General features: G+C 73.4%; 21 protein-coding genes. 6 read left to right on the top strand and 15 right to left on the bottom strand.

The window, feature by feature from the left end; all coding sequences use genetic code 11:
* Positions 1–228 precede the first annotated feature (228 nt).
* Positions 229–870, bottom strand: coding sequence for a tetratricopeptide repeat protein (locus FGE12_RS12420; protein ID WP_370458968.1), 642 nt, complete (start codon positions 868–870; stop codon positions 229–231).
* A 416-nt stretch (positions 871–1,286) separates the two neighbouring features.
* Here FGE12_RS12420 and FGE12_RS12425 point away from each other — a divergent pair, with 416 nt between their 5' ends.
* Together FGE12_RS12425 and rraA are read left to right on the top strand one after the other, a co-directional pair.
* Positions 1,287–2,384: an MBL fold metallo-hydrolase gene (locus FGE12_RS12425; protein ID WP_153866638.1), complete on the top strand. Its 1,098-nt coding sequence runs from the start codon at positions 1,287–1,289 to the stop codon at positions 2,382–2,384.
* An 86-nt stretch (positions 2,385–2,470) separates the two neighbouring features.
* Complete coding sequence (rraA, locus tag FGE12_RS12430) at positions 2,471–2,977, top strand: ribonuclease E activity regulator RraA (protein WP_153866639.1); 507 nt, start codon at positions 2,471–2,473, stop codon at positions 2,975–2,977.
* Between the two features lie 3 nt (positions 2,978–2,980).
* Here rraA and FGE12_RS12435 read toward each other — a convergent pair whose 3' ends face one another.
* The 7 genes from FGE12_RS12435 to FGE12_RS12465 all read right to left on the bottom strand — a co-directional run bounded on the left by FGE12_RS12435 (position 2,981) and on the right by FGE12_RS12465 (position 10,645).
* Entirely contained in the window at positions 2,981–4,252 is a 1,272-nt protein-coding gene (locus FGE12_RS12435; RefSeq protein ID WP_153866640.1) for a hypothetical protein, read from the bottom strand.
* Between the two features lie 57 nt (positions 4,253–4,309).
* Complete coding sequence (locus FGE12_RS12440) at positions 4,310–4,750, bottom strand: GFA family protein (protein ID WP_153866641.1); 441 nt, start codon at positions 4,748–4,750, stop codon at positions 4,310–4,312.
* A gap of 100 nt (positions 4,751–4,850) precedes the next feature.
* Complete coding sequence (locus FGE12_RS12445) at positions 4,851–5,072, bottom strand: hypothetical protein (RefSeq protein ID WP_153866642.1); 222 nt, start codon at positions 5,070–5,072, stop codon at positions 4,851–4,853.
* On the bottom strand, positions 5,069–7,174 hold the full coding sequence (locus FGE12_RS12450; RefSeq protein ID WP_153866643.1) for a hypothetical protein: 2,106 nt from the start codon (positions 7,172–7,174) through the stop codon (positions 5,069–5,071). Before FGE12_RS12450 ends, FGE12_RS12445 begins: the two co-directional genes overlap by 4 nt.
* Positions 7,171–7,521, bottom strand: a complete 351-nt coding sequence (locus FGE12_RS12455) for a hypothetical protein (RefSeq protein WP_153866644.1) — start codon at positions 7,519–7,521, stop codon at positions 7,171–7,173. Before FGE12_RS12455 ends, FGE12_RS12450 begins: the two co-directional genes overlap by 4 nt.
* A 93-nt stretch (positions 7,522–7,614) precedes the next feature.
* Complete coding sequence (locus FGE12_RS12460) at positions 7,615–10,284, bottom strand: ABC transporter permease (RefSeq protein ID WP_153866645.1); 2,670 nt, start codon at positions 10,282–10,284, stop codon at positions 7,615–7,617.
* Positions 10,285–10,312: 28 nt separating this feature from the next.
* Positions 10,313–10,645 carry a PadR family transcriptional regulator gene (locus tag FGE12_RS12465; RefSeq protein WP_153866646.1) on the bottom strand — a complete coding sequence of 111 codons (333 nt, stop codon included), beginning with the start codon at positions 10,643–10,645 and terminating at the stop codon, positions 10,313–10,315.
* Between the two features lie 166 nt (positions 10,646–10,811).
* Here FGE12_RS12465 and FGE12_RS12470 point away from each other — a divergent pair, with 166 nt between their 5' ends.
* From FGE12_RS12470 to FGE12_RS12485, 4 genes are all read left to right on the top strand, one after another.
* Positions 10,812–11,387 (top strand): hypothetical protein, encoded by a 576-nt coding sequence (locus tag FGE12_RS12470; protein WP_153866647.1) that lies wholly within the window; start codon positions 10,812–10,814, stop codon positions 11,385–11,387.
* Positions 11,388–11,456: 69 nt separating this feature from the next.
* Positions 11,457–13,343: an NUDIX hydrolase gene (locus FGE12_RS12475; protein WP_153866648.1), complete on the top strand. Its 1,887-nt coding sequence runs from the start codon at positions 11,457–11,459 to the stop codon at positions 13,341–13,343.
* A 56-nt stretch (positions 13,344–13,399) separates the two neighbouring features.
* Positions 13,400–14,581 carry an NAD-dependent epimerase/dehydratase family protein gene (locus FGE12_RS12480; RefSeq protein ID WP_153866649.1) on the top strand — a complete coding sequence of 394 codons (1,182 nt, stop codon included), beginning with the start codon at positions 13,400–13,402 and terminating at the stop codon, positions 14,579–14,581.
* Between the two features lie 13 nt (positions 14,582–14,594).
* Complete coding sequence (locus FGE12_RS12485) at positions 14,595–14,969, top strand: DUF1304 domain-containing protein (protein WP_153866650.1); 375 nt, start codon at positions 14,595–14,597, stop codon at positions 14,967–14,969.
* A 787-nt stretch (positions 14,970–15,756) separates the two neighbouring features.
* Here FGE12_RS12485 and FGE12_RS12490 read toward each other — a convergent pair.
* From FGE12_RS12490 to FGE12_RS12520, 7 genes are all read right to left on the bottom strand, one after another.
* Positions 15,757–16,311: a hypothetical protein gene (locus FGE12_RS12490; protein ID WP_153866651.1), complete on the bottom strand. Its 555-nt coding sequence runs from the start codon at positions 16,309–16,311 to the stop codon at positions 15,757–15,759.
* 98 nt (positions 16,312–16,409) lie between these two features.
* On the bottom strand, positions 16,410–16,736 hold the full coding sequence (locus FGE12_RS12495; RefSeq protein WP_153866652.1) for an NTF2 fold immunity protein: 327 nt from the start codon (positions 16,734–16,736) through the stop codon (positions 16,410–16,412).
* Between the two features lie 71 nt (positions 16,737–16,807).
* Positions 16,808–17,071, bottom strand: a complete 264-nt coding sequence (locus tag FGE12_RS12500) for a hypothetical protein (RefSeq protein ID WP_153866653.1) — start codon at positions 17,069–17,071, stop codon at positions 16,808–16,810.
* Positions 17,072–17,103: 32 nt separating this feature from the next.
* A complete protein-coding gene (locus tag FGE12_RS12505; protein WP_153866654.1) occupies positions 17,104–18,840 on the bottom strand; it encodes a hypothetical protein in 1,737 nt (578 codons plus the stop codon).
* Between the two features lie 134 nt (positions 18,841–18,974).
* Positions 18,975–20,060, bottom strand: a complete 1,086-nt coding sequence (locus FGE12_RS12510; protein ID WP_153866655.1) for an NADH:flavin oxidoreductase/NADH oxidase — start codon at positions 20,058–20,060, stop codon at positions 18,975–18,977.
* 189 nt (positions 20,061–20,249) lie between these two features.
* Positions 20,250–20,525 carry a DUF2277 domain-containing protein gene (locus FGE12_RS12515; protein WP_153866656.1) on the bottom strand — a complete coding sequence of 92 codons (276 nt, stop codon included), beginning with the start codon at positions 20,523–20,525 and terminating at the stop codon, positions 20,250–20,252.
* Positions 20,526–20,566: 41 nt separating this feature from the next.
* Complete coding sequence (locus FGE12_RS12520) at positions 20,567–21,670, bottom strand: isopenicillin N synthase family oxygenase (protein ID WP_153866657.1); 1,104 nt, start codon at positions 21,668–21,670, stop codon at positions 20,567–20,569.
* Positions 21,671–21,708 lie beyond the last annotated feature (38 nt).

Raw genomic sequence — 21,708 nt, forward strand, 5'->3', positions numbered from 1 at the left:
GCGATCACCGACCCGTTGGAGGAGGTTTCGTAACCCCCGGATTTCCCTGCGTCAACTCTCTAGAGCGCCCCTTTTTGGCGCGCCTGCCCGCCTGCTCCGGACGGGCCTGCCAAAGGGGCGAAAAGAGGGGGCAAAAACCAGGGCTCCGGAAGGGGTCTCCCGGGGGCCCGGGAGGGGCCCGTCCAGGGGTCTGCGAGGGGGTCCTGAAGGGGGTCCCGGGCAGGCCGCTCAGGAGGCCCGGCGCAGCCCCGAGAGCAGGCGTTCGGCCTCGGCTCCCACGGCGCCCTCGGGGTCCTTCTGGCGGGCCTTCTCCAGCGCCGCGATGGCCAGGTCCTTCTGGCCCTGCAGCCGATAGCAGACACCCAGCTGCAGGTGCGCCGCGGCATGGTCGCGGTCCATGGCGAGCGCCTCGCGGAAGCGCGCGAGCGCCACGTCCACGTCGCCGGAGAGCAGCGCCTCCTTGCCGGCCTGCACGCGCTTGTCCGCGTCGTTCACCAGCTCCACCGAGAGCACGCTCTTGCCCGCCACGTTGAAGAGCAGCGCGCGCAGGATGCCGCCCCAGTAGAAGGTCAGCCCCTCTGCGGCCACCACCGCGGCGAGCGGCAGGTCCGGCAGCAGCTGCTTGCCGCGGAACTTGAAGCGCACGCGCGTGTAGCGGCCCTTGTTCGCCCAGTGCACCAGCTCGCCCTGCAGGCTCTTGAGGCCCTCCTCGAGCTTGCGCGGGTCCAGCTCGAAGGGGAGCGTGCGCGCCTCCTGCTCCCCGGCGGGCAGCGCAGGCAGGGGCTCCGCGTCCACGGGGGGCAGGGCGGCGCCGGGGCGCGCGGCGGGCGCGGGGGGCATCGTGGGCTTCACGGCCGCAGTCGCCTTCACGGGGGTCGTCGTTGCAGCACCGCGCGACGTCGCGGCGGCGCGCTTCGCAGGAGCAGGCTTCGCAGCGGCCGGCTTCGGAGTGACGCGAGCCGCGCCGGTCTTCTTCGCGGCGGGCTGCGCCGCAGGGGACTTTCTTGCCGCGGGCTGCTTACGGGAGGAGCGCTGGGCCATGGGCGAGACCTTAGGTCAGTGGACGCTGTGTTTCACCGTCCGCCTGTAGCGTACGGCCGGCCCGTGCTGCGCTTGCATCCCGGGATCCCCATCGCACGGCTCGCTGCTCCGTGTCGGCCGTACACCGCCCGGGCGCGGCGCGAAGGGGCGGCAGCGGACACCGCGCCTGGAGTGCAGGTGCCCCCGCCTGCGCACCCTGCGTAGCGTGCGCTGCGCCGCCTTCCGCGGCCCAAGGGTGGTGCGCGATGGCTCTCGCTCCTCAGTCCGCTGGTCTCTCCCGCCGTGCGCTGCTGCAGGGCACGCTGGCCTCGGCGCTGGCGTACGCAGCGCGGCCGGCGCTCGCCGTGCCCCGGGTGGACCGGCTCAGCCTGCAGGTGCTCGTGGACAACGCCACCTTCGGCCCCTTCCTCGAGGACGCCCGGCTGCCGGGGCTGCGCGTGGAGCGCATCACCGGGAAGCTCGACCACGGGCGCATGTCCGCGCATGCGATGATGGCGGAGTTCGGGCTCAGCCTGCTCGCGGAGTCGCAGAAGGGCGCGCAGGTGCGGCGGGTGCTGGTGGACTTCGGCTACTCGCCCGAGGTGCTCGCCAACAACCTCGCGATGCTGGAGGTGGACCCGGCGCTGCTCGACGCCGCCGTGCTCAGCCACGGCCACCTGGACCACTACGGCGGCTTCCCCGGGCTGTTCCAGGGACGCGCCCCCCGTCCCCACCTCCCGCTCCTGGTGGGCGGCGAGGAGGCCTTCTGCGAGCGCGTGGCGCTCATCGGCAACCCGCCCCCGCTGATGGGCACGCTGGACCGGCGCGCGCTTGCACGCGCGGGCTTCGAGGTGCGCATTGCCCCCGCGCCCTCGCTCGTGGCCGAGCACGCCTTCACCACCGGCGTCATCCCGCTGCGCAGCGCCGAGCGCGCCGCCATTCCCACGCAGATGCGCCCCGGCCACGGCTGCGACGCCGCGCGCCTCTCGGAGGCGAAGCGCTCGGCTGCGCAGCTCCCGGACGACGGCGAGCACGAGCTGGCCACCTGCTACGCAGTGGAGGGGCTGGGGCTCGTGGTCATCGCCTCCTGCAGCCACCGCGGCGTGCTCAACTCGGTGGCCCGCGCGCAGGAGGTCTCGGGCGTGCAGCGCGTGCACGCGGTGGTGGGCGGCTTCCACCTGGTGCGGCCGAGGACGGAGGCGGAGGCGCGCCAGACGGTGGCCGAGCTCGCCACACTGGACCCCACCTACGTCATCCCCATGCACTGCACCGGCGAGGTGTTCATCGCCGAGGCGCTGCGCCGCATGCCGCAGAAGGTGGTGCGCCCCTACGTGGGCACGCGCTTCACCTTCAGCGCCACCTGAGGCTGGGAAGCCACCCCCGTGATGCCGTAGACACCTGGCCTCCACGGGAGCTCTGCGCTGCCCGCCCGCGCGCTAAAGTCGCGTCCATGAGCGACACGCGCGACATCCCTGCCTTCACCACCGCCGACCTGTGCGACGCGCACGCGGGCGAGCCCGACTTCCAGGTGGCCGAGCCCGGCTTCCTGGACTTCGGCGCGCGGCGCAGCTTCCACGGCGCCATCGCCACCGTGCGCGCGCCCGAGGACAACAGCCTCGTGCGCGAGGCGCTGGAGGAGCCCGGCGGAGGCCGGGTGCTGGTGGTGGACGGGGGCGGCAGCCGCCGCTGCGCGCTGGTGGGTGACATGCTCGCGGCGCTCGCGCAGAAGAACGGCTGGGCGGGCGTGCTGGTCAACGGCTGCATCCGCGACGCGGGCGAGGTGGCCCGCACGGCCGTGGGCGTGAAGGCCCTGGGCACCCACCCGCTCAAGAGCGGCAAGCGCAACGAGGGCCAGCGCGACGTGGAGGTGCGCTTCGCGGGCGTCACCTTCCGCCCGGGCGCACACCTCTACGCGGACGTCGACGGCGTCGTCGTGTCCGCGAAGGCGCTGCTGTAGCGCCTAGAAGGTGCCGCTGAGCTGCAGCCCCGCGCCCTGCGGCCCCACGGTGGCTCCGAGCTGCGCCTGGAGCACGGGCGGAACGGCGGGCTTCTTCGGAGCACCGTCGTCCTCCAGCCCCAGCTCCCCGCGCAGCCGCTTGTTGTAGTCATCCGCGAGCTCTCGCGCCTGGCTCCCGCTCACGGGGTGGGGGCTCATCAGGCGGGCGCCCATGATCAGGCCGCCGCCACCGAGCGCCGCGCCGAGCCCCAGGACGGCCTTCGTCATCCCGCGCGAGCTGCTGCACGAGGGCGGCGCGTCGAGCCCGCAGAGCTTCGGCTCCGCGGAGATTCCCTGGTACATGAGGACCCCGCCCCCCACGAGCGCCGCGCCGCCGAGCACGCCCATCACCACCTTGGCGGTCATCCGCTGCTCGTACGCGGCCACCAGGTCCTTGCGGCCCAGCCGCTCGTAGAAGGCCTTGCCCTGAAGGGGCTTCTTGAACTTGCCCTCGTACGGCGCGCTCCAGTGGGTGACGCCTGCGACAGGCACGTAGCCCCACGTGTTGACCGTGACGACCACGCTCTCGTCGAAGCCGATGCTCTTCAGCTCGTACTGCTCCTTCGCCTCGGCGAGCGAGAGGCGGGGGCGCAGCGGCGGGAGCAGCGACGGCGCCTGCGGCGAGCGGGAGGGCGGCGCGGCCCCGTCGGCCCCTTCCGACGGGGCAGCGGGGGGTGAAGCGTCTGCCACGGGCGACGCAGCAGCACCCGCTTCCGCGCGGGCGTCCAGGCTCGCGGTGTTCAGGTCCGAAGGCGCGGCGACCTTCTCGGTCGCAGCCACGGCGCCCGCCTCCAGCGGCGTGCCCGCAGTGGAAGCGAAGGTGCCCTGCGACGTGCCCGCCGTGTCGTAGAGCGCGACCACCGCCTGCGCCAGCGCGCCGCTCGCATCCGGGAACAGGCGCAGCACCACCACGCGGTCCACCGGGAAGGCGGCGCTGCGCTGGACGATCTCTGCATCCGAGAGCTGCGCCACCGCGCCCAGGGCCTGCGCGCTCATCACCAGCGTGGCCCGGCCCCCGGTGCGCAGCGCGGCCGTCAGTGCCTGCTCCGCACGCGCGAGCTCGGCTCCGCCCTCCCCCGCGGGCACCACGATGAAGCGCGCGGGCGCCGCGCCCAGGTGGCTCGCGACGCCTGCCGGGGTGAAGGTGCCGCTCCAGGAGGGCTGCTCCGCGGCGTGCGCGAGGCGCGCAGGAACCGAGAGCAGCAACACGAGCGAAACCAGAAGAGCGCGGGTCATAGGCCCTTTCTACGGGGCCCCGGGAGGCGCACACAATCCCCCCACCCGCGCCCGGGCTCAGGCCCGCACGGGCCAGGGCGTGGGGCGCAGGCCCGCGGCCCAGTTGTCGTGGCGGCCGTCCCAGTAGCCTACCTGCAGCGCGCCCACGTCCACCGCGTCCAGACAGTTCACGTTCACCGAGGCGAAGGCGCCGCCCAGCTCCGGCACGTCTCCGCGCCCGAAGAGGTAGGTGCCGCAGGCGCGGCAGAAGTAGCGGCGGTTGGGGCTGCCCTCCCTGCCGTAGCTGCCGAGGCTCTCCTCGCCCGAGAGCACCCGCAGCTGCTGCGGCTTGAGCAGCACGCCGGTGGCGCCCAGCTTCTGGCAGATGCTGCAGTTGCAGCGGGTCGCGCCGGCATCCAGGTCCAGCTCGGCCTCGAGGCGCACGGCGCCACACACGCAGCCTCCCGCGTGGTGCTGGAGGCCGGACGGGTTCGGGGACTTCGGACGGGGCTGGCTCATGACGGGGCTCCTCGGTGAGGCGGGTGGGATTTGCGCTACCCGGCCAGAGATAGCCCCCTCCCGTGACAGCCTCATGTCAGGTTTGTCCGTCTGCGCCCGGCTACTTCTTCTGCTGGTCCTGGCAGATGCTCGCGCACTCGGTGCGCATGCAGGTGTCCGGGTCCACGCCCTGCGTCGTGGCGCAGCGCTCCTTGCACTGGTCGCAGGTCTCGCCGCAGGCGGGGCCTCCGGTACAGCCGCGGTTGCAGCTCTTGCCGCAGCTCACGGCCGCCAGCACCACCACCACCAGCGGGAACCAGCGGCGCTTCAGGGTCTGTCTCATCGGGTCCTCCGGGAGGCGGGGGCGGGCAGGGTGTAGAGGTTCCCGCGCAGGGCGGGCGGTGCGCCCAGCGCGCGCGTGAACGCGGTGCCGTGCGCGGTGATGAGGTCGCGCAGCTGCTGGTCGCGGTCCGGGATGTCCATGCGCATCACCTGGCCGAAGAGCCGCAGCAGCTCCTCGGGGCGCGGGTAGTTCACCGGCACCGGGTGGATGACGGGGAAGTCGGGCACCCGGCGCACGTAGTCCTTCACCCGGTCGTAGAGGCAGGCGGTGACGCGCGCGTAGTACGCGCCATCCAGGGTGACCACGTCTCCGGTGAAGGGGGCCCAGGCCTCCGTCTTCAGCTTCTTGCCGGCGCAGTTCTTCAGCACGGGGCGCACGGTGACGGTGAAGCAGCCCTCGCCGGCCACGTTGCGCAGCGTGAGCCGGTCCTCGTGCCGCTCGTAGGTGAGGTGCACGTCCTGCACCACGGCGCTGCCGCCGGTGAGCGGCAGCGGGTAGTGCGTGTTCACGCCGGTGAACGTGAGCGTACCGGTGCTCTGGCTGATGTCGAAGGGCACCTGCTGCGCGCCGCTGCCGCAGTCCACCCACCAGTCCGTGGTGAACACGTCCCCGAACAGCGAGGGGATGAGCTGGAAGCTCGCCAGCTGGTCCTGCAGCTCCTCCGAGTAGCCGTAGTCCCCCTTGAGGCAGCCCTCGGTCACCACGTACACGCCCACGCCCGCCCCCACCACGTTCAGCCGGGACACCTGCACGGGCACGTCCACCCAGGGCTCGGGGCGCGCGAGGAAGGACAGGGGCCACGTGCCCGCGAGCGAGAGCGCCTCCGGGGTGATGCGCAGCGCCTCGAACTTCACGCCCTGCAGCGCGCCCAGGCTCAGCAGCGCGAAGGGCTTGCCCACCACGCTTCCCACCGCGCCGCTGATGGCGCCCGCCGCCCCGCCGCCGCCGCCCGCGAAGAGCTCGGAGAGCGAGGTGCCCAGCAGGTCGTGGATGGCCGCGGCCGGATTGGTGAACACCGCGACCAGGCCGTTGAGCAGCACGCAGAAGTTGTCCACCTCCGTGGTGACGGTGGTGCTCAGGCCCAGCGTGGTGGCCCCCAGCGTGTTGCCCTGCAGCCACAGCGCTATCTGCCCGCTGAAGGAGCCCCACGCCTCGTAGCAGTCCCCGGAGGTCTCTGCCGAGCCGCTCACCTGGATGACGCCCTCGCCCAGCGAGGCCTCGAGTCGGGTGAGGGTCACCCCGTCCACGTCGATGCCCGAGCCGCCGCAGGGCCCGGGAATCTGCGCCATCGCCAGCGAGCCCGGCGTGCGGTTCAGGTAGCGCTCCAGCCCTTGGCGCAGCCCCTCGCAGAAGACGAAGCGGCGAAAGGCCGGGTCCGAGAGGTGCAGCGCCACGTCCTGCCCCGGCTGCAGCGCGGTCTCCGTCTTGCCCGCGGGGTTGCCCTGCGCGTGGTTCGCGGCGAACAGCGTGCCCAGCAGCGCGAGCGCCTGGCGCGAGCGGTCCGGGTCCGCGAGGCAGTGCACCTCCACGCGCTCGAACTGGGTGCTCGCGAGCGTGCCGGTGCCCAGCGAGCCGTCCACCCCGGGCAGGATCTTGAGAGGCACGTCCAGGGACTGGAAGCCGTACTTCTGCACCTCGGTGGTGAAGATCTGATCCACCTGCGCGGGCAGCGTGGCGAGCGTCACCCCGAGCCGCTTCTGCACCACCTCCAGCGAGGCCGCATCCAGCGCCACGTGCACCGCGGCGGCGGCGAAGTCCAGCCCCAGCAGGCGCCCCGCCGGCACGGGCCGCAGCTGCACCGGCACCTCGATGCGCACCGTGCCCGCGAGCGGACAGGCGAGGCGGTTGCCCACGTGCAGCGTGCTGTTGTCGAAGGCGAGCAGCAGCGCCACCCGCTCCTGGGGCAGCAGCTCCAGGTCCAGGTCCCGGATGAGCACGTAGGCGCGCGGACCTTCGGGACCTGCGTCGTCGCGCCCGGTGCGCAGCTCGTAGGGAGGCGGCGTGCCGGGCACCGGGGCGAGCGGGAAGTGGCGCAGCGCGAGCCGGCGCAGCGCCTCGCGGGAGATCTCGATGCCCACGTCGAAGCCGGCGAGCAGGCTCATCGGGGCGTCCCCGGAGCCCGCGCCTTCGGGGCCCGCTTCCGGGCGGGCGGATGGCCCTCCGGGTGGAAGAGGCCGCGCAGCCGCACCTGCACCGCCTGCGGCGTGCGCCCGCCTGCCCGCAGCGCGCGGTAGGGCTGCTCGGACAGCGTGGCCAGCGCGGGCTGCTTCGCCACCAGCCCCCGCTTGAAGTCCTCCCCCAGCTCCACGCCCAGGTCCTCGAGGAGCAGGAAGGGGTGGAGGAGGAAGAGGTTGCCGCCGGAGGGCAGCTGCTCGATGCGCTCCAGGATGGCCGCCTGGTGGCGCGCGAGGTCGTCGAAGGACTCGATGCGACACCAGGGTCGGGTCATGGCCGCGCGCCTCCAGAGTGACCCAGAGGTGCGCCCGGCCGGCGCCCGGGGCCATTGCCCCAACAGGCTAGCGCTGCAGTGCCAGCCGCCGCCCTACCCCTCGCCGAGCACCCGCGAGGGGTCCACCTGCAGCGCGCGCCGCGCCGGAGCGAGCGTGGCGAGCAGCGCCACGAGGGCGAGCAGCGCCATGGCCGCCGCGAGCGCGACCGGGTCCGCCGGGCTCACCCCGCGCAAGGAGGCTTGCAGGAGGCGCGTGGCCCACACCGCCGCGAGCCCGCCCACCCCCAGCCCCGCGAGCACCGGCCGCATGCCCTGCCACGCGAGCATGCGCAGCACGTCCGCGGGCTTCGCGCCCAGGGCCATGCGCACGCCGATCTCCCGCGTGCGCAGGCCCACGAAGTAGGCCACGACGCCGTAGATGCCCACCGCCGCGAGCAGCAGCCCCACGATGCCCAGCACCGCGAGCAGCAGCGTGCGGAAGCGCGCGGTCGCCGTGCTGGCGCGCAGCGCCTCCTCGAGCGTCGTGATGCCGGCGAGCGGCAGCGTGGAGTCCACCTCGCGCACGGCGGCGCGCATCGCCGTGATGGCGTCCGCGGTGCTGCCGCTGCGGCGCACCACCAGCGTCACCGTGCGGTCGATCCAGTCCCAGCTCTTGCCCGGCGCCTGGCGCAGCGGCAGGTAGAACTCGGGCGCGGGGTCGCTCATCGGGCCCTGGCTGCGCACGTCCCCGGCGATCCCCACCACCTCCTTGTTGCGCAAGGCCGGCTCCATCTCGCAGCAGCCGATGTGCTTGCCCAGCGCGCGCTGCCCGGGCCACGCCTGGCGCGCGAGCGCCTCGCTGAGGATGATGACCTGCGGCGCGCCGCCCACGTCGGCCGCCGTGAAGCGCCGCCCCTCCTTCAGCGGGATGCCCAGGGTCTCGAAGAAGCCCGCGGAGACCACGCGCCGGCGGCCGTTGATCAGCTGGTCCTGCGTCTCCGGGCGCCCCTCGGGCAGCATCCCGTTGCTGCCGCCGCCGGGACCCAGCGGCACGCTCGAGGAGAGGGCCGCGCTCGTCACCCCGGGCGCCCCCTGCAGCTGCTCGAGGATGCGCTCGAGCGCGCGGGTGATCTGCTCCGGGGTCTCGTAGCTCGCCTTGGGCAGGCTCACCTGCGCGATGACCAGCCCCTCCGGCTTGAAGCCGGTGTCCACCTGGCTCAGGTGCAGCGCGGTACGCACGAGCAGCCCCGCGCCCACCAGCAGGGTGAAGGCGAGCGCGACCTCGCCCGCGATGAGCCAGGCGCGCAGCGCGTCGCGCCCGTGACTCAGGCCGCGGGCCCCCTGGCGCAGCACGCTCTCCAGGTCCGAGCGCGCGGCGCGCACCGCCGGCGCAAGGCCGCAGGCGAGGCTGCTGAGGAGGGCGGCGCCGAGCGCGAAGAGCAGCACGCTGCCGTCGATGCGCGTCTCGTCCAGGCGCGGGATGCCCTCGGGCGCGCTCGCGAGCAGCACGTGGATGCCCACCCACGCGAGCGCGAGCCCCACCGTGGCCCCGAGCAGCGCGAGCACCAGGCTCTCGGTGAGCAGCTGGCGCACGATGCGCCCGCGCCCCGCCCCCAGCGCCGCGCGCACCGCGAGCTCGCGGGCCCGCGAGGCGCCGCGCGCGAGCAGGAGGTTCGCCACGTTCGCGCACGCGATGAGCAGCACGAGCGCCACCGCGCCCAGCGTCACGAGCAGCTGCTGGCTCCAGTCCCCCACGATGGCCTCGGAGAGCGGCTGCACGGCGGAGCCGCGCTCGGCGTTGCCCTGCGGGAAGCGCCGCGAGATCTCCTCCTGCAGCGACTGCAGCTCGCCTTGTGCGCGCTGCCCGCTGACGCCCGGCTGCAGCAGACCCACCACCAGCAGCAGGTGCTCGTCGTGCTCGGCGCGGCGCGCGGGCGTGAAGGCCGCCGGCAGCCACACGTGCTCGCCGCTCGCCGTGGGGTCGAAGCCGCGCGGCATCACCCCCACCACGGTGTGCGACTGCCCGTCGATGCGCACGCTCTTGCCCACCAGCGAGGGGTCCGCGCCGAAGCGCCGCGTCCACAGGCCGTGGCTGAGCACGACGACGGGGCTCGCCCCCGGCGCGTCCTCCTCGGGCAGGAAGGTGCGGCCGAGCTGCGGCCTCACCCCGAACACCGAGAAGAAGTCGTGCGTGACGCGGCCCGCGGACAGGCGCTCCGGGTTCTCGCCCTCCTGCAGGCTCGCCCCGGTGAACTCCTCCGCCGCGAAGGCCTGGAACGAGTGGCTTCCCGCCTTGAGGTCCACGTAGTTGCCCACCGACATGCTCGCCGGCTGGCCGCGGTAGCTCTCCTGCACCAGCATCACCCGCTCGGGGTGTGCCCAGGCGAAGGGGCGCAGCACCACGCTGCGCACCGCGCTGAAGATGGCCGTGGTCGCGCCGATGCCCAGCGCCAGCGTGAGCACCGCGGTGAGCGTGAAGCCCGGCACGCGCCGCAGCTGGCGCAGCGCGTAGCCCACGTCCTGCACCAGCTCGCTGAGCCACTGCGCGCGCTGCCGCTCGCGCTGCTCGGCGCGCCCCAGCTGCCCGCACTCCTTGCGCACCGCGCCCACGTCCCCGAAGCGCCGCAGGGCCTCCGCACGCGCGGCCTCGGGGCTCATGCCGCCCTCGACGAGCTCCTTCGTCACCATCTCCAGGTGGAACTTGAGCTCCGCGTCCACCTCCTCGGCGACGGGGGCGCGGAAGATGAGTCCCTTGAGCTGCTCGTGGATGCGCTTGCCGGCCATGGGCGACACCTCGGGTCCTGCGCAGGTGCTACGTGCTGAAGAGGATGGGGGACACGGCGGTGACGAAGGCGCGGAAGCCCTCCACCTCCACCTGCAGCTGCCGGCGCCCCGCGGGCGTGAGCCGGTAGAAGCGCGCCTTGCGGCCCTCGTCCGAGGTGCCCCACTCCGGCTCGATCCACCCCGCGCGCGCGAGCCGGTACAGCGCCGGGTACAGCGAGCCCTCCTCCACGACGATCGCCTCGCCGCTGCGCTCGCGCAGCCAGCGGCTGATGGCGTAACCGTGGCGCGGACCGGCCGCGAGCGTCTTGAGCACCAGCGCGTCCAGCGTGCCGTGCAACCGATCCTTCCCCTGCGTGGGCATTCGGGCTCCTTCCCTAGATGACTAGGCAATGATGGGCGCCCCATACCTAGACGTCAAGGTATCCAGCGTGGGAAGGCGCGTTCCCACCGGGGGAAGCGCGGCCGACGCGGCACGAAAAGTGGACCGGGAGCGGGGGAGGCCGTCTCTTCCCAAACCGGAGCCACCCATGTCCCTCGCCCGCCTGCCCGCCGCCTCTCTCTTCGCGCTCGTGCTGCTCGCGCTCCCCGCGCAGGCGGGCGGCACGCGGCTGGGCGTCGCATACCTGCAGGAGGCGGAGGTGCAGCGCGACCTCGGCTCCGCGCGCACGAGTCCCGGGCTGCAGCTCACCTGGGACGTGCCGCTGGTGGGCGGGCTCGGCCACGAGCTGCTCGCGGCGGTGAGCGTGGGCGGCTACCGCGCGGGCCTCGAGCCCTTGAACCTGCTGGGCGATGCGCTGCTGGGCTACCGCTTCACGCTCGCGCTCGGGCTCTTCTTCGACGTGCGCGCGGGCGCGAGCTACCTGCACGCCTTCGAGGGTGGGAGCGAGAGCGCGCGCACGGTGGCGCAGGAGGGCCTCGCGGCGGTGCGCAGCCGGCAGCTCGCGGCGTGCGGCGCGCTGGGGCTGGGCTGGGACCTGGACCGCATCAGCCCCCTGCCCTTCAGCTTCTTCGCCCGCGTGACGGGCTACGGCCGGCGCGCAGGAGCGGGCGCGCCCCTGCCGCAGGTGACCTCGCAGGCGGGGCTCGCCCTGCACTTCGGCTAGGGCGTAGAAAACCCACCAAGCGCGCGGCCAGAATCGGGACGGGGCGAAGGCCGCCTGTAAGCTGGCTCCATGCACCCCCTCTACGCCCCCGCGCTCGCGCTCGCGCTCGCGGCCGTCCCCCAGGCTCCGTCGCAGGCTCCTGCGCCCCCTGCGCCGTCCGCCCGGGCTCCTGTCCCCGCCGCCGACCCGCCCCTGCCCGCCGGCTACTGGCCCGCGGCGCGCGTGGACGAGCTGCTCGCCAAGACCGAGACGCTGCGGCTCGCGCCGGACCTCTCCCGCCTCACCCCCGCCGAGCAGGGTGCGCTGCGCGACCTGCTCGAGGTGGGGCGCATCCTGCAGCGGCTCTACGAGGACTCGCGCCACCCGCAGGCGCTCGCGGCGCAGGACCGGCTCCAGAAGCTGGACGCGCGGCTGGGCAGCCCGCCGCGCACCCAGCGCCTGCTGCAGCTCTACCGCCTCTTCCAGGGCCCCATCGCCACCACGCTGGACAACAGCCGCGAGCCCTTCCTGCCGGTGGCCCCGCAGACGCCCGCGCGCAACGTGTACCCCGCGGACGCGACGCGCGAGGAGCTGGATGCCTTCCTCGCCGAGCACCCGGAGCGCAGCAGCGAGCTGATGCACGAGCGCACGGTGGTGCGGCGCGCGACCGCCGCGAACGTGGCGCGCGACCAGGCCACGCTGCAGCGCCACCCGGCGCTCGCGCTCCTGCACCCGCAGCTGCCCCCCCGCCTCAAGGCGCTCGCGGCGAACCCGGACGCGCGCGCCTTCTACGCCGTGCCCTACCCGGTCGCCTACGCGGACGCGATGGTGCGCGCCTACGGCCTGCTCGTGCACGCGGCGGACACGGTGCAGCCCAGCGACAGCGAGTTCGCCGGCTACCTGCGCAACCGCGCGCGCGACCTGCTCTCCAACGACTACGAGAGCGGCGACGCGGCGTGGGTGACGGGGCGCTTCAAGCGGCTCAACGCACAGCTGGGCGCGTACGAGACCTACGACGACGCGCTCTACGGCGTGAAGACCTTCCACGGGGTGAGCCTGCTGCTCACCGACGAGGAGGCCACCACCAACCTGCGCCGCGCGCTCGGCGGGCTGCAGGCGGTGGAGGACGCCCTGCCCTACCCCGCGCACAAGCGCGTGCGCGAGGACATCCCGGTGGGCGTGTACGAGGTCATCGCGGACTTCGGCCAGGCGCGCGGCACCAACACCGCGACGAACCTGCCCAACGAGCCGCTGTACTCGCGCCGCTACGGCCGCACCATCCTGCTGCGCGAGAACATCATGAAGAACCCGCGCCTCTTCGCGCAGGAGCAGCGCGTGTGGCGCACCGCCGTGGCCGAGGCCCACGGCAACGACCTCACCCCCGAGGGCCCCTTCCAGCGCACGCTGTGGCACGAGGTGGGCCACTACCTGGGCGCCGAGCGCGACGCGCAGGGGCGCACCCTGGACGAGGGGCTGCAGGACGACGCGGACGCGCTCGAGGAGATGAAGAGCGACCTGGTCTCGCTCTTCGCGCTCCTGCGAATGGGTCCCCCGCCCCCCAAGGGCGCGCCGCCGCGCGAGGGCGGCCTGGACCCGGCCACCCTGCGCTCGGTGCAGGCGAGCGGCATCCTGCGCACGCTGCAGAACAACCGGCCGCGCAAGGACCAGCCCTACGGGCAGATGCAGCTGGTGCAGTTCAACTGGTTCCGCGAGCGCGGGCTCATCGAGGTGGAGCCGCGCACGCAGCGCCTCGTGCTGCACTACGAGCGCTACCCGGAGGCGGTGCAGAGCCTGCTGAAGGAGGTGCTCGCGCTGCAGCTGGGCGGGGACAAGGAGGCCGCGGCGCGCTTCTTCGAGCGCTGGACCCAGTGGACCCCGGAGGTGCACGAGCCGCTCGCCGCCCGCATCCGCGAGGCGCAAGGAGCCCGCTACACCCTGGTGCGCTACGGCGCGCTGGGCGAGCAAGACGAGGAATAAAGGTCTTTGGCCGCTGTCCTGTTGCGTCGCCCCTTCCCTACCCGTCGGAGCCGTCCATGAGTTCCTCCCGAAGGACCTTCCTGCAGCTCTCCTCCCTCGCGGCCGCGGCCAGCCTGCTGCCCGGCAGCGTGCTCGCGAAGGGCAAGAGCAAGCCCCAGCGCATCCTCATCCTCGGAGGCACGGGCTTCCTCGGGCCCGCGATCGTCACGGCGGCGCAGGCGCGCGGCCACACGCTGACGCTCTTCAACCGCGGCAAGACGCGCCCCGCGCTGTTCCCCGGCGTGGAGAAGCTGCGCGGCGACCGCGACCCCAAGAAGGACGAGGGGCTCAAGGCGCTGGAGGGCAAGAGCTGGGACGCGGTCATCGACACCTCGGGCTACTACCCGCGCATGGTGTCCGCCTCCGCGGGGCTGCTCGCGCCCCACGTGAAGCAGTACGTCTACATCTCCAGCGTGTCCGCCTACGCGGAGAACGCCACGCCCGGCCAGGACGAGAGCGCGCCCACCGCGAAGCTCGCCGACCCGAACGTGGAGGACATGGGCAAGAACTTCGAGAACTACGGCGGGCTGAAGCGCGCGTGCGAGGAGGCCGCGGAGAAGGCCATGCCCGGCCGCGTGGCCAACGTGCGCCCCGGCTACATCGTCGGCCCCGAGGACCGCTCGGACCGCTTCACCTACTGGCCGGTGCGCTACGCGAAGGGCGGCGAGATGCTCGCGCCGGGCGCCCCCACGGACCCGCTGCAGATCATCGACGTGCGCGACCTCGCCGAGTGGCTGGTGCACGTGGTGGAGACGGGCGCCATGGGCATCTACAATGCCGTGGGTCCCCAGAAGCCGTGGAACATGGGCGCGCTCTTCGACGCCTGCCAGAAGGCGACCGGCCAGAAGGGCACGAAGCTCACGTGGGTGCCCGGAGAGTTCCTCGACAAGCACGGCGAGAACGGCGACGGCGACATCCCCATCTGGGCGCCGTACCTGGGCAAGTACAAGGGCATGCACCTGTACAGCAACGCGAAGGCAGTGAAGGCCGGCCTGCGCTTCCGCCCGCCCGCGACCACGGTGAGGGACACCTTCACGTGGTTCAACGCGCAGCCGCCCGAGCGCCGCAAGCTCAAGGCCGGCCTCAGCCCCGAGCGCGAGCAGGAGCTGCTCTCGCTCTGGCACAAGGCCCAGCAGGGCGGCGGCGGTGCAAGTGACGCGGGCAGCCCCGCATCGCCCGGCGACGCGGGGACGCGCTAGGTTCGGGGGCGTCATGCACGCCCTCGCGCAGGTCCTGACCGCCCTGGTGGCACTCGAGCACGCGGGGTTCCTCGTGCTCGAGATGTTCCTGTTCACGAAGCCCATCGGGCTGAAGACCTTCCGGCTGAAGGAGGACTTCGCCCGGGCGGCCGCGCCGATGATGCAGAACCAGGGGCTCTACAACGGCTTCCTCGCCGCGGGGCTCCTCTGGGCGCTGCTCGCGAGCGACCCCGGTCAGGCGCTGCAGCTGAAGACCTTCTTCCTCGGCTGCGTGGTGGTCGCGGGCGCCTTCGGCGCGGTCACGGTGAGCCGCCGCATCCTCTGGCTGCAGGCCTTCCCTGCGCTGCTCGCGCTCGCGGTGAGCTGGGGTGCCTCACGCGGAGCGTGATGAGCGCGAAGGTCCGCGTCGGCTCTCTGGGGCGGCCAGGCAGGACGGTCGCGGGAGACCTGCGCTCAGCCCGAGGGGGCGCTGCCCTGCGAGACGCTCCGGGGATGCGCGGGGTGTCGGGCCGGGTGCTGCGCGCTGCTGTGTACGAACCTCGGGAGTTTTCGAAAGTCCCGAGGTCTGTAGACAGCACCGCACCATCCTGCGCCCGGGAGCGGCACCCCTCCGGGCGCGGAGTCGTGCTCACCTGTTCTGAGATGTCGGGGGTTTTCCGGTAGCTCTTACCGACCTCGAGGCCATTCTTCTCCGAGCGAGGGCCGCACCGGAACGAGCGTTCATCCGGGTGCTCACCTTCGCCCGGACGCCCGGAAAGCGCGGGAAGCCACAGCGGGTGGAGGGGCGCGACGTGCGCGTAGAACGCGCCTCCGTCTGCGCCTTCAGGGGCCCGACGGGGGCCCGGAATGAAGCTTCCTTCGCGGGTTGCTCGGGTCGGCGGGCCTCGCGAGCTCTGAAAATTGTTCAGCAAAACCCCCGACATCTCAGAACAGGTGCGCACGGACCTGCCCCCGCCGAACCCGCACGCGCGTGCTCTTCGGCGACTGAAGCGCGTGAGCAACGAGATGCCTTGTCGCTCCGGCCGCACGTGAGTCCGATCCCGAGGCACCCCGGAGCGCCGCGCAGGCCGACGCCCGAGCGCGCTCGGCGCTCACGGAACGAGCCCGTCCCGTCCGGCTTCCTCTCCGAGCGCGGGCGACGGGCGGGGCACAGGCGAGCAGGGCCGCTTCGCAGCTCAGTGCCGACGCTTCATGCGCGCCAGAAAGTACGCCGCCACTTGCTCCGGCGTCGCGAGCTGCGCCTTCGGTGCATCGGGGTAGATGGACAAGAGAGCGCCTTCGGACGCGCGCACGACGTTGAGGCACGCGTGGCGCAGACCTCCGACGAGGAAGGGCGCTCCGGGCTCGTAGCGGCACGCCCCCACCTGGGCGAAGGTCGTCGCCCACTGCTCGCACGGCGCGTCGTAGCGTGAGCGCGGGGACGTCATCTTGGCGAGGGCGTCCGGCTCGCAGCGCTTCACCCGGTAGTTGAGCGCGTAGTACGCGACCTCCTCGTCGGTGTCGTTGTCCAGCCCGCGCATCCGCGTTGCGACCGTGGCCGAGGAGGGCTGCTCGTACAGCGCGAAGACGAGGAGCCGGCGCGGGTACGGGTCTGTCATGCCCCGCAGTCGCCGCCAGAGCACTTCCGCCGGGTAGCGCTGCGCGAGCCCCTCGGCCAACTCCCACAGGGTGGCCTGCGTGCCGCACGCATCCAGGTGCGCGACGCAGGTGAGCGACTCGTCGAGCGTCATGGGCGCAGGCGCCTGTGACTGAGGATTCGAGGCCAGAACGAGGGCAGCCAGAACACTGAGCACGGTGGGAGGTTCCTGGACGCTGCCGCGCGCCGTCGCTACTTGCCGTGACTCACGCGGAGTATGCGCGCATCGGACTTCGCAATCTCCGCGAGCGCAACTCCTCCGCGACTCACCCCCTTGGGAAGGCTGCCCACGACGGTCCACACCCCGCCCTTGAGCATCGCAGTCAGGGGCCTCTGCCGCTCGATGTTCTCAGCGCCGTAGATGGGCAGCCACACCGCCTCTGCAATCCGCATGGCCGTCTGGGCATCGGGGACGAAGCCCTCCGGAGGCACGTAGTTGTGCGGCGCTGCGTGGACGCTGGAAGCCACGACCAGCGCAGCACTGACGGCAACGAGCGCACTCCATCTCCGCTGGGGCATCGGCTTCTCCTTGCCGCGCACGACACCCCAACCGGGCTGTGCATTCCAGCCCTTCGGCTTTCGGACACGCCCTAAGCGGACGCGGCCTCGGGGTCGCCTTGCTCGGCCTGCGCCGCGCGGATGGCCTGCAGGAGCCGCTCGTCGGGGAGCTTCTCCCAGCCCTCCTTCAGCTCCACGCGCACCGAGCGCGCGCCGCCGCTGGGCGTGCACACCACCTGCAGCCGGCCCTCTTCCGTGCGCGCGGCCTCCTTCGCGGCCTTCTTGTCGGAGAGCCCCGCGAAGGCCTGCACGCACTTCCACGTCACCCCGTCCGCGTCCTGCACCTCTCGCTCCATCTCCGGAAGCTAGGGACGCGGGGGCGGCGCGGCTACTGCGTGGGCCCCTTGGGCAGCTCCGCTTGACTCAGGAGGCTCGCGCGCGGCAGCAGCGCGGGAATGGACGGCGTGATCTTCCCCACGTGCAGCACGCCGTGGAAGCCCGCGTGGGAGAGCTTCTTGAAGAGCTCCACCGAGGGGGCGCGGCCCGGCGGCGAGTAGCTCTCTTCGCTGGGGCTGGTGGCGTACACGCGGCACTCCGGCTCGTTGCGGCGGTTCACGCCGCAGGCCCAGCGCGAGCCGCGCGCGAACGCGGTGTCCAGGCTGTAGTGCGCCACGCCCTTCTGCGCGAGGCGGTAGCCGAGCGGCTGGAAGGTGCGGCTCCACGGCGCGCCGTAGGTGGAGCGCACGTGGTAGTTGCCGCCCAGCACCAGCAGCGTGGCCTGCGGGCTCGCGCGCCGGTGCGCGAGCAGCACCGAGGCCATCGCCTCCTCGCGCGCGTTGCCCTTCGTGTCCGAGGCGTCGTAGGCGATGGGCCGGATGTCCAGCCCGGCGGCGCGCCAGCGGCGCACGCGCTCGAGCAGCACCACCAGCGCGCGGCTGCTGCGCCCGTCGCGCGGCACCTGGCGCCAGAAGCTGCCGGTGAGCAGCTGCTCCACGTCCTCGTTCGTGCCGGCGCTCTGCACGTAGGTGTCCAGCGCGCGCTGCTCCTCGTGCGGCAGCGAGAGCCCGAGCAGCACGTGCCGCCCCACCTGCGCGAGCTCGCAGGCCATGTTGCCCACCGCCGCGGGCGTCTCGCGCGTGCCCAGCTGCTCGCCCACCAGCACCGTGGCGCCGGGGGTCGAGAGCGGGCCCAGCCCTCCGATGGGCTGGCCGCAGGGCCCCTCGCCCGCGCTGAAGGGCGTGCCGCCGTCCTCGAGCTCCCAGTCGCGCGTCATGGGCACGGCGCCCGGGTGCGCGTGGGACTGGGGCACGTCGTAGGCGCCGCCGGTGAACTCGAGCGAGGCGAACTGCTCGAGCCGCTCCACCACTTCCTTCTCCACGTCGCGGTCGCGCACGCCGCGCTCGTTCGCCCCGCGCAGCTCGTCCTGCGAGCTCATGTCGTACTGGCCCGCGAAGCGCTCGTCCGCCATCAGCTCGCGGGTGGGGCCGCCCACGTAGTTGGTGCCGCTGCCGCCGCCCACGTTCGCCACGCCGCGCCGCTCGCGCTTCACCACGCCGTCGTCGTAGGGCTCCTTGTCCTGCAGGTGGCGCTGGTTCGTCTCCAGGCCGGTGGCCACGTAGCGGCGCCAGCCACCGCTGGCCGCCTCGGGGATCTTCCCCTCCTCGGAGTCGTGGTCGTTGTGCTCGCTGTTGGCGAGCTGCGCCGTGTAGAGCAGGTCGCTGGGCAGCTGCCCCGGCGTGAAGTGCTCCTGGCGGTCGATGCGGAAGATGCGCACCACGCTGTGGTAGGGCCCGAGCGCGATGCCCTGCACGTAGTAGCGGCGCAGGTACATGGTGTTGGTGTAGCCGCCCATGCCGCGCCCCTCGAGGCGCCAGCGCGTGAGCAGCTGGGTGCCGTCCTTGAAGGGCTCCGAGTCGAAGTCGTGGTTCGCCAGCACCGCGCGCACCGCGTAGAGCGCCTCGGGCAGCGGATAGAGGAAGACGTGCTCGGTGTGCGGCTGCGACTCGGCGCCCGCGTACAGGGGCTCGGGCGTGGTGGCGCAGCCCGCGGGGAGCAGCAGCAGCGCGCCGGCGAGCGAGCCAGCGCCCAGCCAGGTGCGCAGGTGCCGCGGTGGCGTACGAGTCATGGGCCCAACCCCCTGCTGCGCAAGGCGCGTGCAGCGACGCTGTGGGTTCAGGGGCAGCCCCCGGTGGGAGGGCCCCCCAGGGGTTCAACGCCCGACCTCCCTCAGAATATCGCCATCCGTCCGCGCCGCGCCTCCTAGTCCCGCGGCCAGGCCCTTTCGTACTGAACTGGAGGGCGGGGCGGGGCGCCGCGCTCGCGCAGGGCGCGCGCCGCGTGCTGGGGCCAGTAGGCGTCTCGCAGCAGCGCGCGGGCGAGGAACACCGCGTCCGCATCCCCCATGGCGAGCACCTGCTCCACCTGCGCCGGCTCGGTCAGCATGCCCACCGCCGCGGTGGGGATGTCCGCGCCCTGACGCACCGCGCGCGAGAAGGACACCTGGTATCCCGGACCCACGGGGATGCGCGCGTCGGGCACCAGGCCGCCCGTGGAGCAGTCCACCAGGTCCACCCCCAGGGCCTTCATCCGCCGCGCCAGCTCCACCGACTCCTCCAGCGTCCAGCCCCCTTCCGCCCAGTCGGTCGCCGAGATGCGCACGAGCAGCGGCAGGCGCTCGGGCCAGGCCTCACGCACCGCGGCAATCACCTCGAGCGGGAAGCGCACCCGGTTGTCGAAGCCCCCGCCGTAGCTGTCCTGGCGGGTGTTGGACAGGGGCGAGAGGAAGGTGTGCAGCAGGTAGCCGTGCGCCGCGTGCAGCTCCACCACCTCGAAGCCGGCGGCGAGCGCCCGGCGGGTCGCCGCGACGAAGTCCTCGCGCACCCGGCGCAGGCCCGCCGCGTCCAGGGCGCGCGGCGCGGGCAGGCCGCCGAAGGCGATGGCCGAGGGGGCCACGGTGTCCGCCCAGCCCCCCTGCTCGGGGGGGACGTAGCCGTGCCCCTCCCACGGCGCCTGGGTGCTCGCCTTGCGGCCGGCGTGCGCGAGCTGCACGCCGGGCACCGCCCCCTGCTCGCGCATGAAGGCGGCGATGCGGCTCCAGGCCGCCTGCTGGGCGTCGTTCCACAGGCCGGTGTCCGCGGGGCTGATGCGCCCCTCGGGGGAGACGGCGGTGGCCTCGGCGAGGATCAGCCCCGCGCCGCCCACCGCGCGCGAGCCCAGGTGCACGAGGTGCCAGTCCTGCGGCACGCCCTCCTTCGCGCTGTACTGGCACATGGGGGACACCCAGGCGCGGTTGCGGGCGGTGACGCTGCGCAGCGTGAGGGGGCGGAAGAGGTGGTTCTGGCTCAAGGGGGCCTCGGGGAGTGGAGGGAAGCGCGGGCGGCCCGGCAGCCGTGCGGGCGGCCGGGCTGCGCGGCGGCGGAGCCTACGATGCGGCCGTGCTCCTCAGGGTGCGCACGGGAGGCCCCCGCCTGCCCGGGCCCTGCGCGCGGGAGCCCCTGCAGCGGGCGGGCAGGCGACCCGGCCCGCCGCGGCGCCTCAGGCCCCGCGGCGCGGGCGCTTCTCGAAGCGCATCCGCTTGAGCGCCTCGAAGCGCGCGCGGTCCTTCGGCGGGGTGCTCGCCACCATCCCGTCCAGCAGCCGCTTCGAGCTCTGGAAGACCTCCTCCACCGCCGCCTCGAAGGCGGCCGCGTTCTTCTGCGAGGGCGCGCGGGTGCCGGCAATCTTGCGCACGAACTGCAGCGCCGCGGCGCGCACGTCCTCGTCCGTCGCGGGCGGGGCGAAGTTGAAGAGCGGCTTGATGCTGCGGCACATGGCGGGCTCCCGCGCAGTCGTTCTCTGGGCTCGCGCGAGCGCTAGCGCTGGGCGCGCTGCGTGTCGAGCCGGTCGTAGTGGCGGTAGCCCAGCTGGTCCAGCGCGCTCGCGGGCGCGAGCCCGATGTCCACCAGCGTCTTGATGTCGTAGGTGCCCGCGAGCACCGGCGGCGCGTAGGCCTGCGCGGCCTCGGGCGTGCGCAGGTGCGCGAGCGGGAAGAGCACCGTGCGGGTGTGCACGTGCATGAAGTGCGCGGCGGACTGGCGGCTCCAACCGGGCACCCCCGGCGCGGTGATGACGTGCGGGGTGGCGAGGAAGGTGCCGCCGGTGAGGATCTCCAGCTGCTGGCCCACCTGCGCCACGATGCAGCCCGCAGGCGGCGTGCCGCGCACCAGCTGCCCCGCGGGGTGCTCGGGCGTGGCGCGCGTGCGCAGGTACAGCCCGCTCTGGTCGTCCGGGCGGCCCGCGGCGCGGCCCTCGGGATTGAGGAAGCGACCGCCGGGCAGCAGCGTGAGGAGGTTGAAGTCGGTGTGCTCCTCGCCCCACACGATGCCGGTGTTCACCTGCTCGGCCTTGAGCGGCAGGTAGTGCAGCGTGCGCGTGACGTGCGGGCCCTTCTCGCACAGCTCGGCGAAGGTGCCCTCCGGCAGCGCGAGCGCGAGCGCCGCGCCGCGCAGGAGCGCGAGCCCCGCCGCGTGCAGGGAGAGCCCTAGGCCCACCAGCCCCTCCCCGAAGAAGGCGGGCGCGCGCTCGGGCCACACGTTCTCGGGGTAGAGCTGCGGGAACTCCAGCGCGGCCTCCGGGTCCACCGGGTGCGGCGCCGCGAAGTAGCACTCCTTGAAGTCCGGCTGCCCGTTGCCCGCCACCGCGACCTCGGTGTTGGGCGGCGTCCAGCCGCGCTGGTACCAGATGTCGCTGCGGCCGTAGGGGCGCTTGGCCGCGTCCGGCTGCGCGATGAACTGGCCGAACGCGTCGTAGAGGCGCTCGAGCGCGGCCGCGTCCACGCCGTGGTTCTTCACGTACACGAGGCCGTAGCGGCCGAAGGCCTCGCGCAGCGCGGCGGCGCCCCGCTGCAGGCGCGCGGGATCAGTGGAGGCGAGGTCCGTCAGGTCGACGGTGGGGATGTTCGGGGAGGCGTCGGACATGGCGGGGCGCAGGTTTACCCTGCCCGGCGCCCGCTGGG

Source organism: Aggregicoccus sp. 17bor-14 (assembly GCF_009659535.1).
GTDB lineage: Bacteria > Myxococcota > Myxococcia > Myxococcales > Myxococcaceae > Aggregicoccus.

Bases quoted from the DNA above. Each gene is read 5' to 3' on its own strand.
- rraA (WP_153866639.1), top strand. From the start codon at position 2,471: ATGAGCGACACGCGCGACATCCCTGCCTTCACCACCGCCGACCTGTGC.
- FGE12_RS12505 (WP_153866654.1), bottom strand. From the start codon at position 18,840: ATGACTCGTACGCCACCGCGGCACCTGCGCACCTGGCTGGGCGCTGGC.
- FGE12_RS12520 (WP_153866657.1), bottom strand. From the start codon at position 21,670: ATGTCCGACGCCTCCCCGAACATCCCCACCGTCGACCTGACGGACCTC.
- FGE12_RS12425 (WP_153866638.1), top strand. From the start codon at position 1,287: ATGGCTCTCGCTCCTCAGTCCGCTGGTCTCTCCCGCCGTGCGCTGCTG.
- FGE12_RS12480 (WP_153866649.1), top strand. From the start codon at position 13,400: ATGAGTTCCTCCCGAAGGACCTTCCTGCAGCTCTCCTCCCTCGCGGCC.
- FGE12_RS12500 (WP_153866653.1), bottom strand. From the start codon at position 17,071: ATGGAGCGAGAGGTGCAGGACGCGGACGGGGTGACGTGGAAGTGCGTG.
- FGE12_RS12515 (WP_153866656.1), bottom strand. From the start codon at position 20,525: ATGTGCCGCAGCATCAAGCCGCTCTTCAACTTCGCCCCGCCCGCGACG.
- FGE12_RS12445 (WP_153866642.1), bottom strand. From the start codon at position 5,072: ATGAGACAGACCCTGAAGCGCCGCTGGTTCCCGCTGGTGGTGGTGGTG.
- FGE12_RS12435 (WP_153866640.1), bottom strand. From the start codon at position 4,252: ATGACCCGCGCTCTTCTGGTTTCGCTCGTGTTGCTGCTCTCGGTTCCT.
- FGE12_RS12465 (WP_153866646.1), bottom strand. From the start codon at position 10,645: ATGCCCACGCAGGGGAAGGATCGGTTGCACGGCACGCTGGACGCGCTG.
- FGE12_RS12455 (WP_153866644.1), bottom strand. From the start codon at position 7,521: ATGACCCGACCCTGGTGTCGCATCGAGTCCTTCGACGACCTCGCGCGC.
- FGE12_RS12470 (WP_153866647.1), top strand. From the start codon at position 10,812: ATGTCCCTCGCCCGCCTGCCCGCCGCCTCTCTCTTCGCGCTCGTGCTG.
- FGE12_RS12460 (WP_153866645.1), bottom strand. From the start codon at position 10,284: ATGGCCGGCAAGCGCATCCACGAGCAGCTCAAGGGACTCATCTTCCGC.
- FGE12_RS12450 (WP_153866643.1), bottom strand. From the start codon at position 7,174: ATGAGCCTGCTCGCCGGCTTCGACGTGGGCATCGAGATCTCCCGCGAG.
- FGE12_RS12485 (WP_153866650.1), top strand. From the start codon at position 14,595: ATGCACGCCCTCGCGCAGGTCCTGACCGCCCTGGTGGCACTCGAGCAC.
- FGE12_RS12495 (WP_153866652.1), bottom strand. From the start codon at position 16,736: ATGCCCCAGCGGAGATGGAGTGCGCTCGTTGCCGTCAGTGCTGCGCTG.
- FGE12_RS12475 (WP_153866648.1), top strand. From the start codon at position 11,457: ATGCACCCCCTCTACGCCCCCGCGCTCGCGCTCGCGCTCGCGGCCGTC.
- FGE12_RS12440 (WP_153866641.1), bottom strand. From the start codon at position 4,750: ATGAGCCAGCCCCGTCCGAAGTCCCCGAACCCGTCCGGCCTCCAGCAC.
- FGE12_RS12490 (WP_153866651.1), bottom strand. From the start codon at position 16,311: ATGACGCTCGACGAGTCGCTCACCTGCGTCGCGCACCTGGATGCGTGC.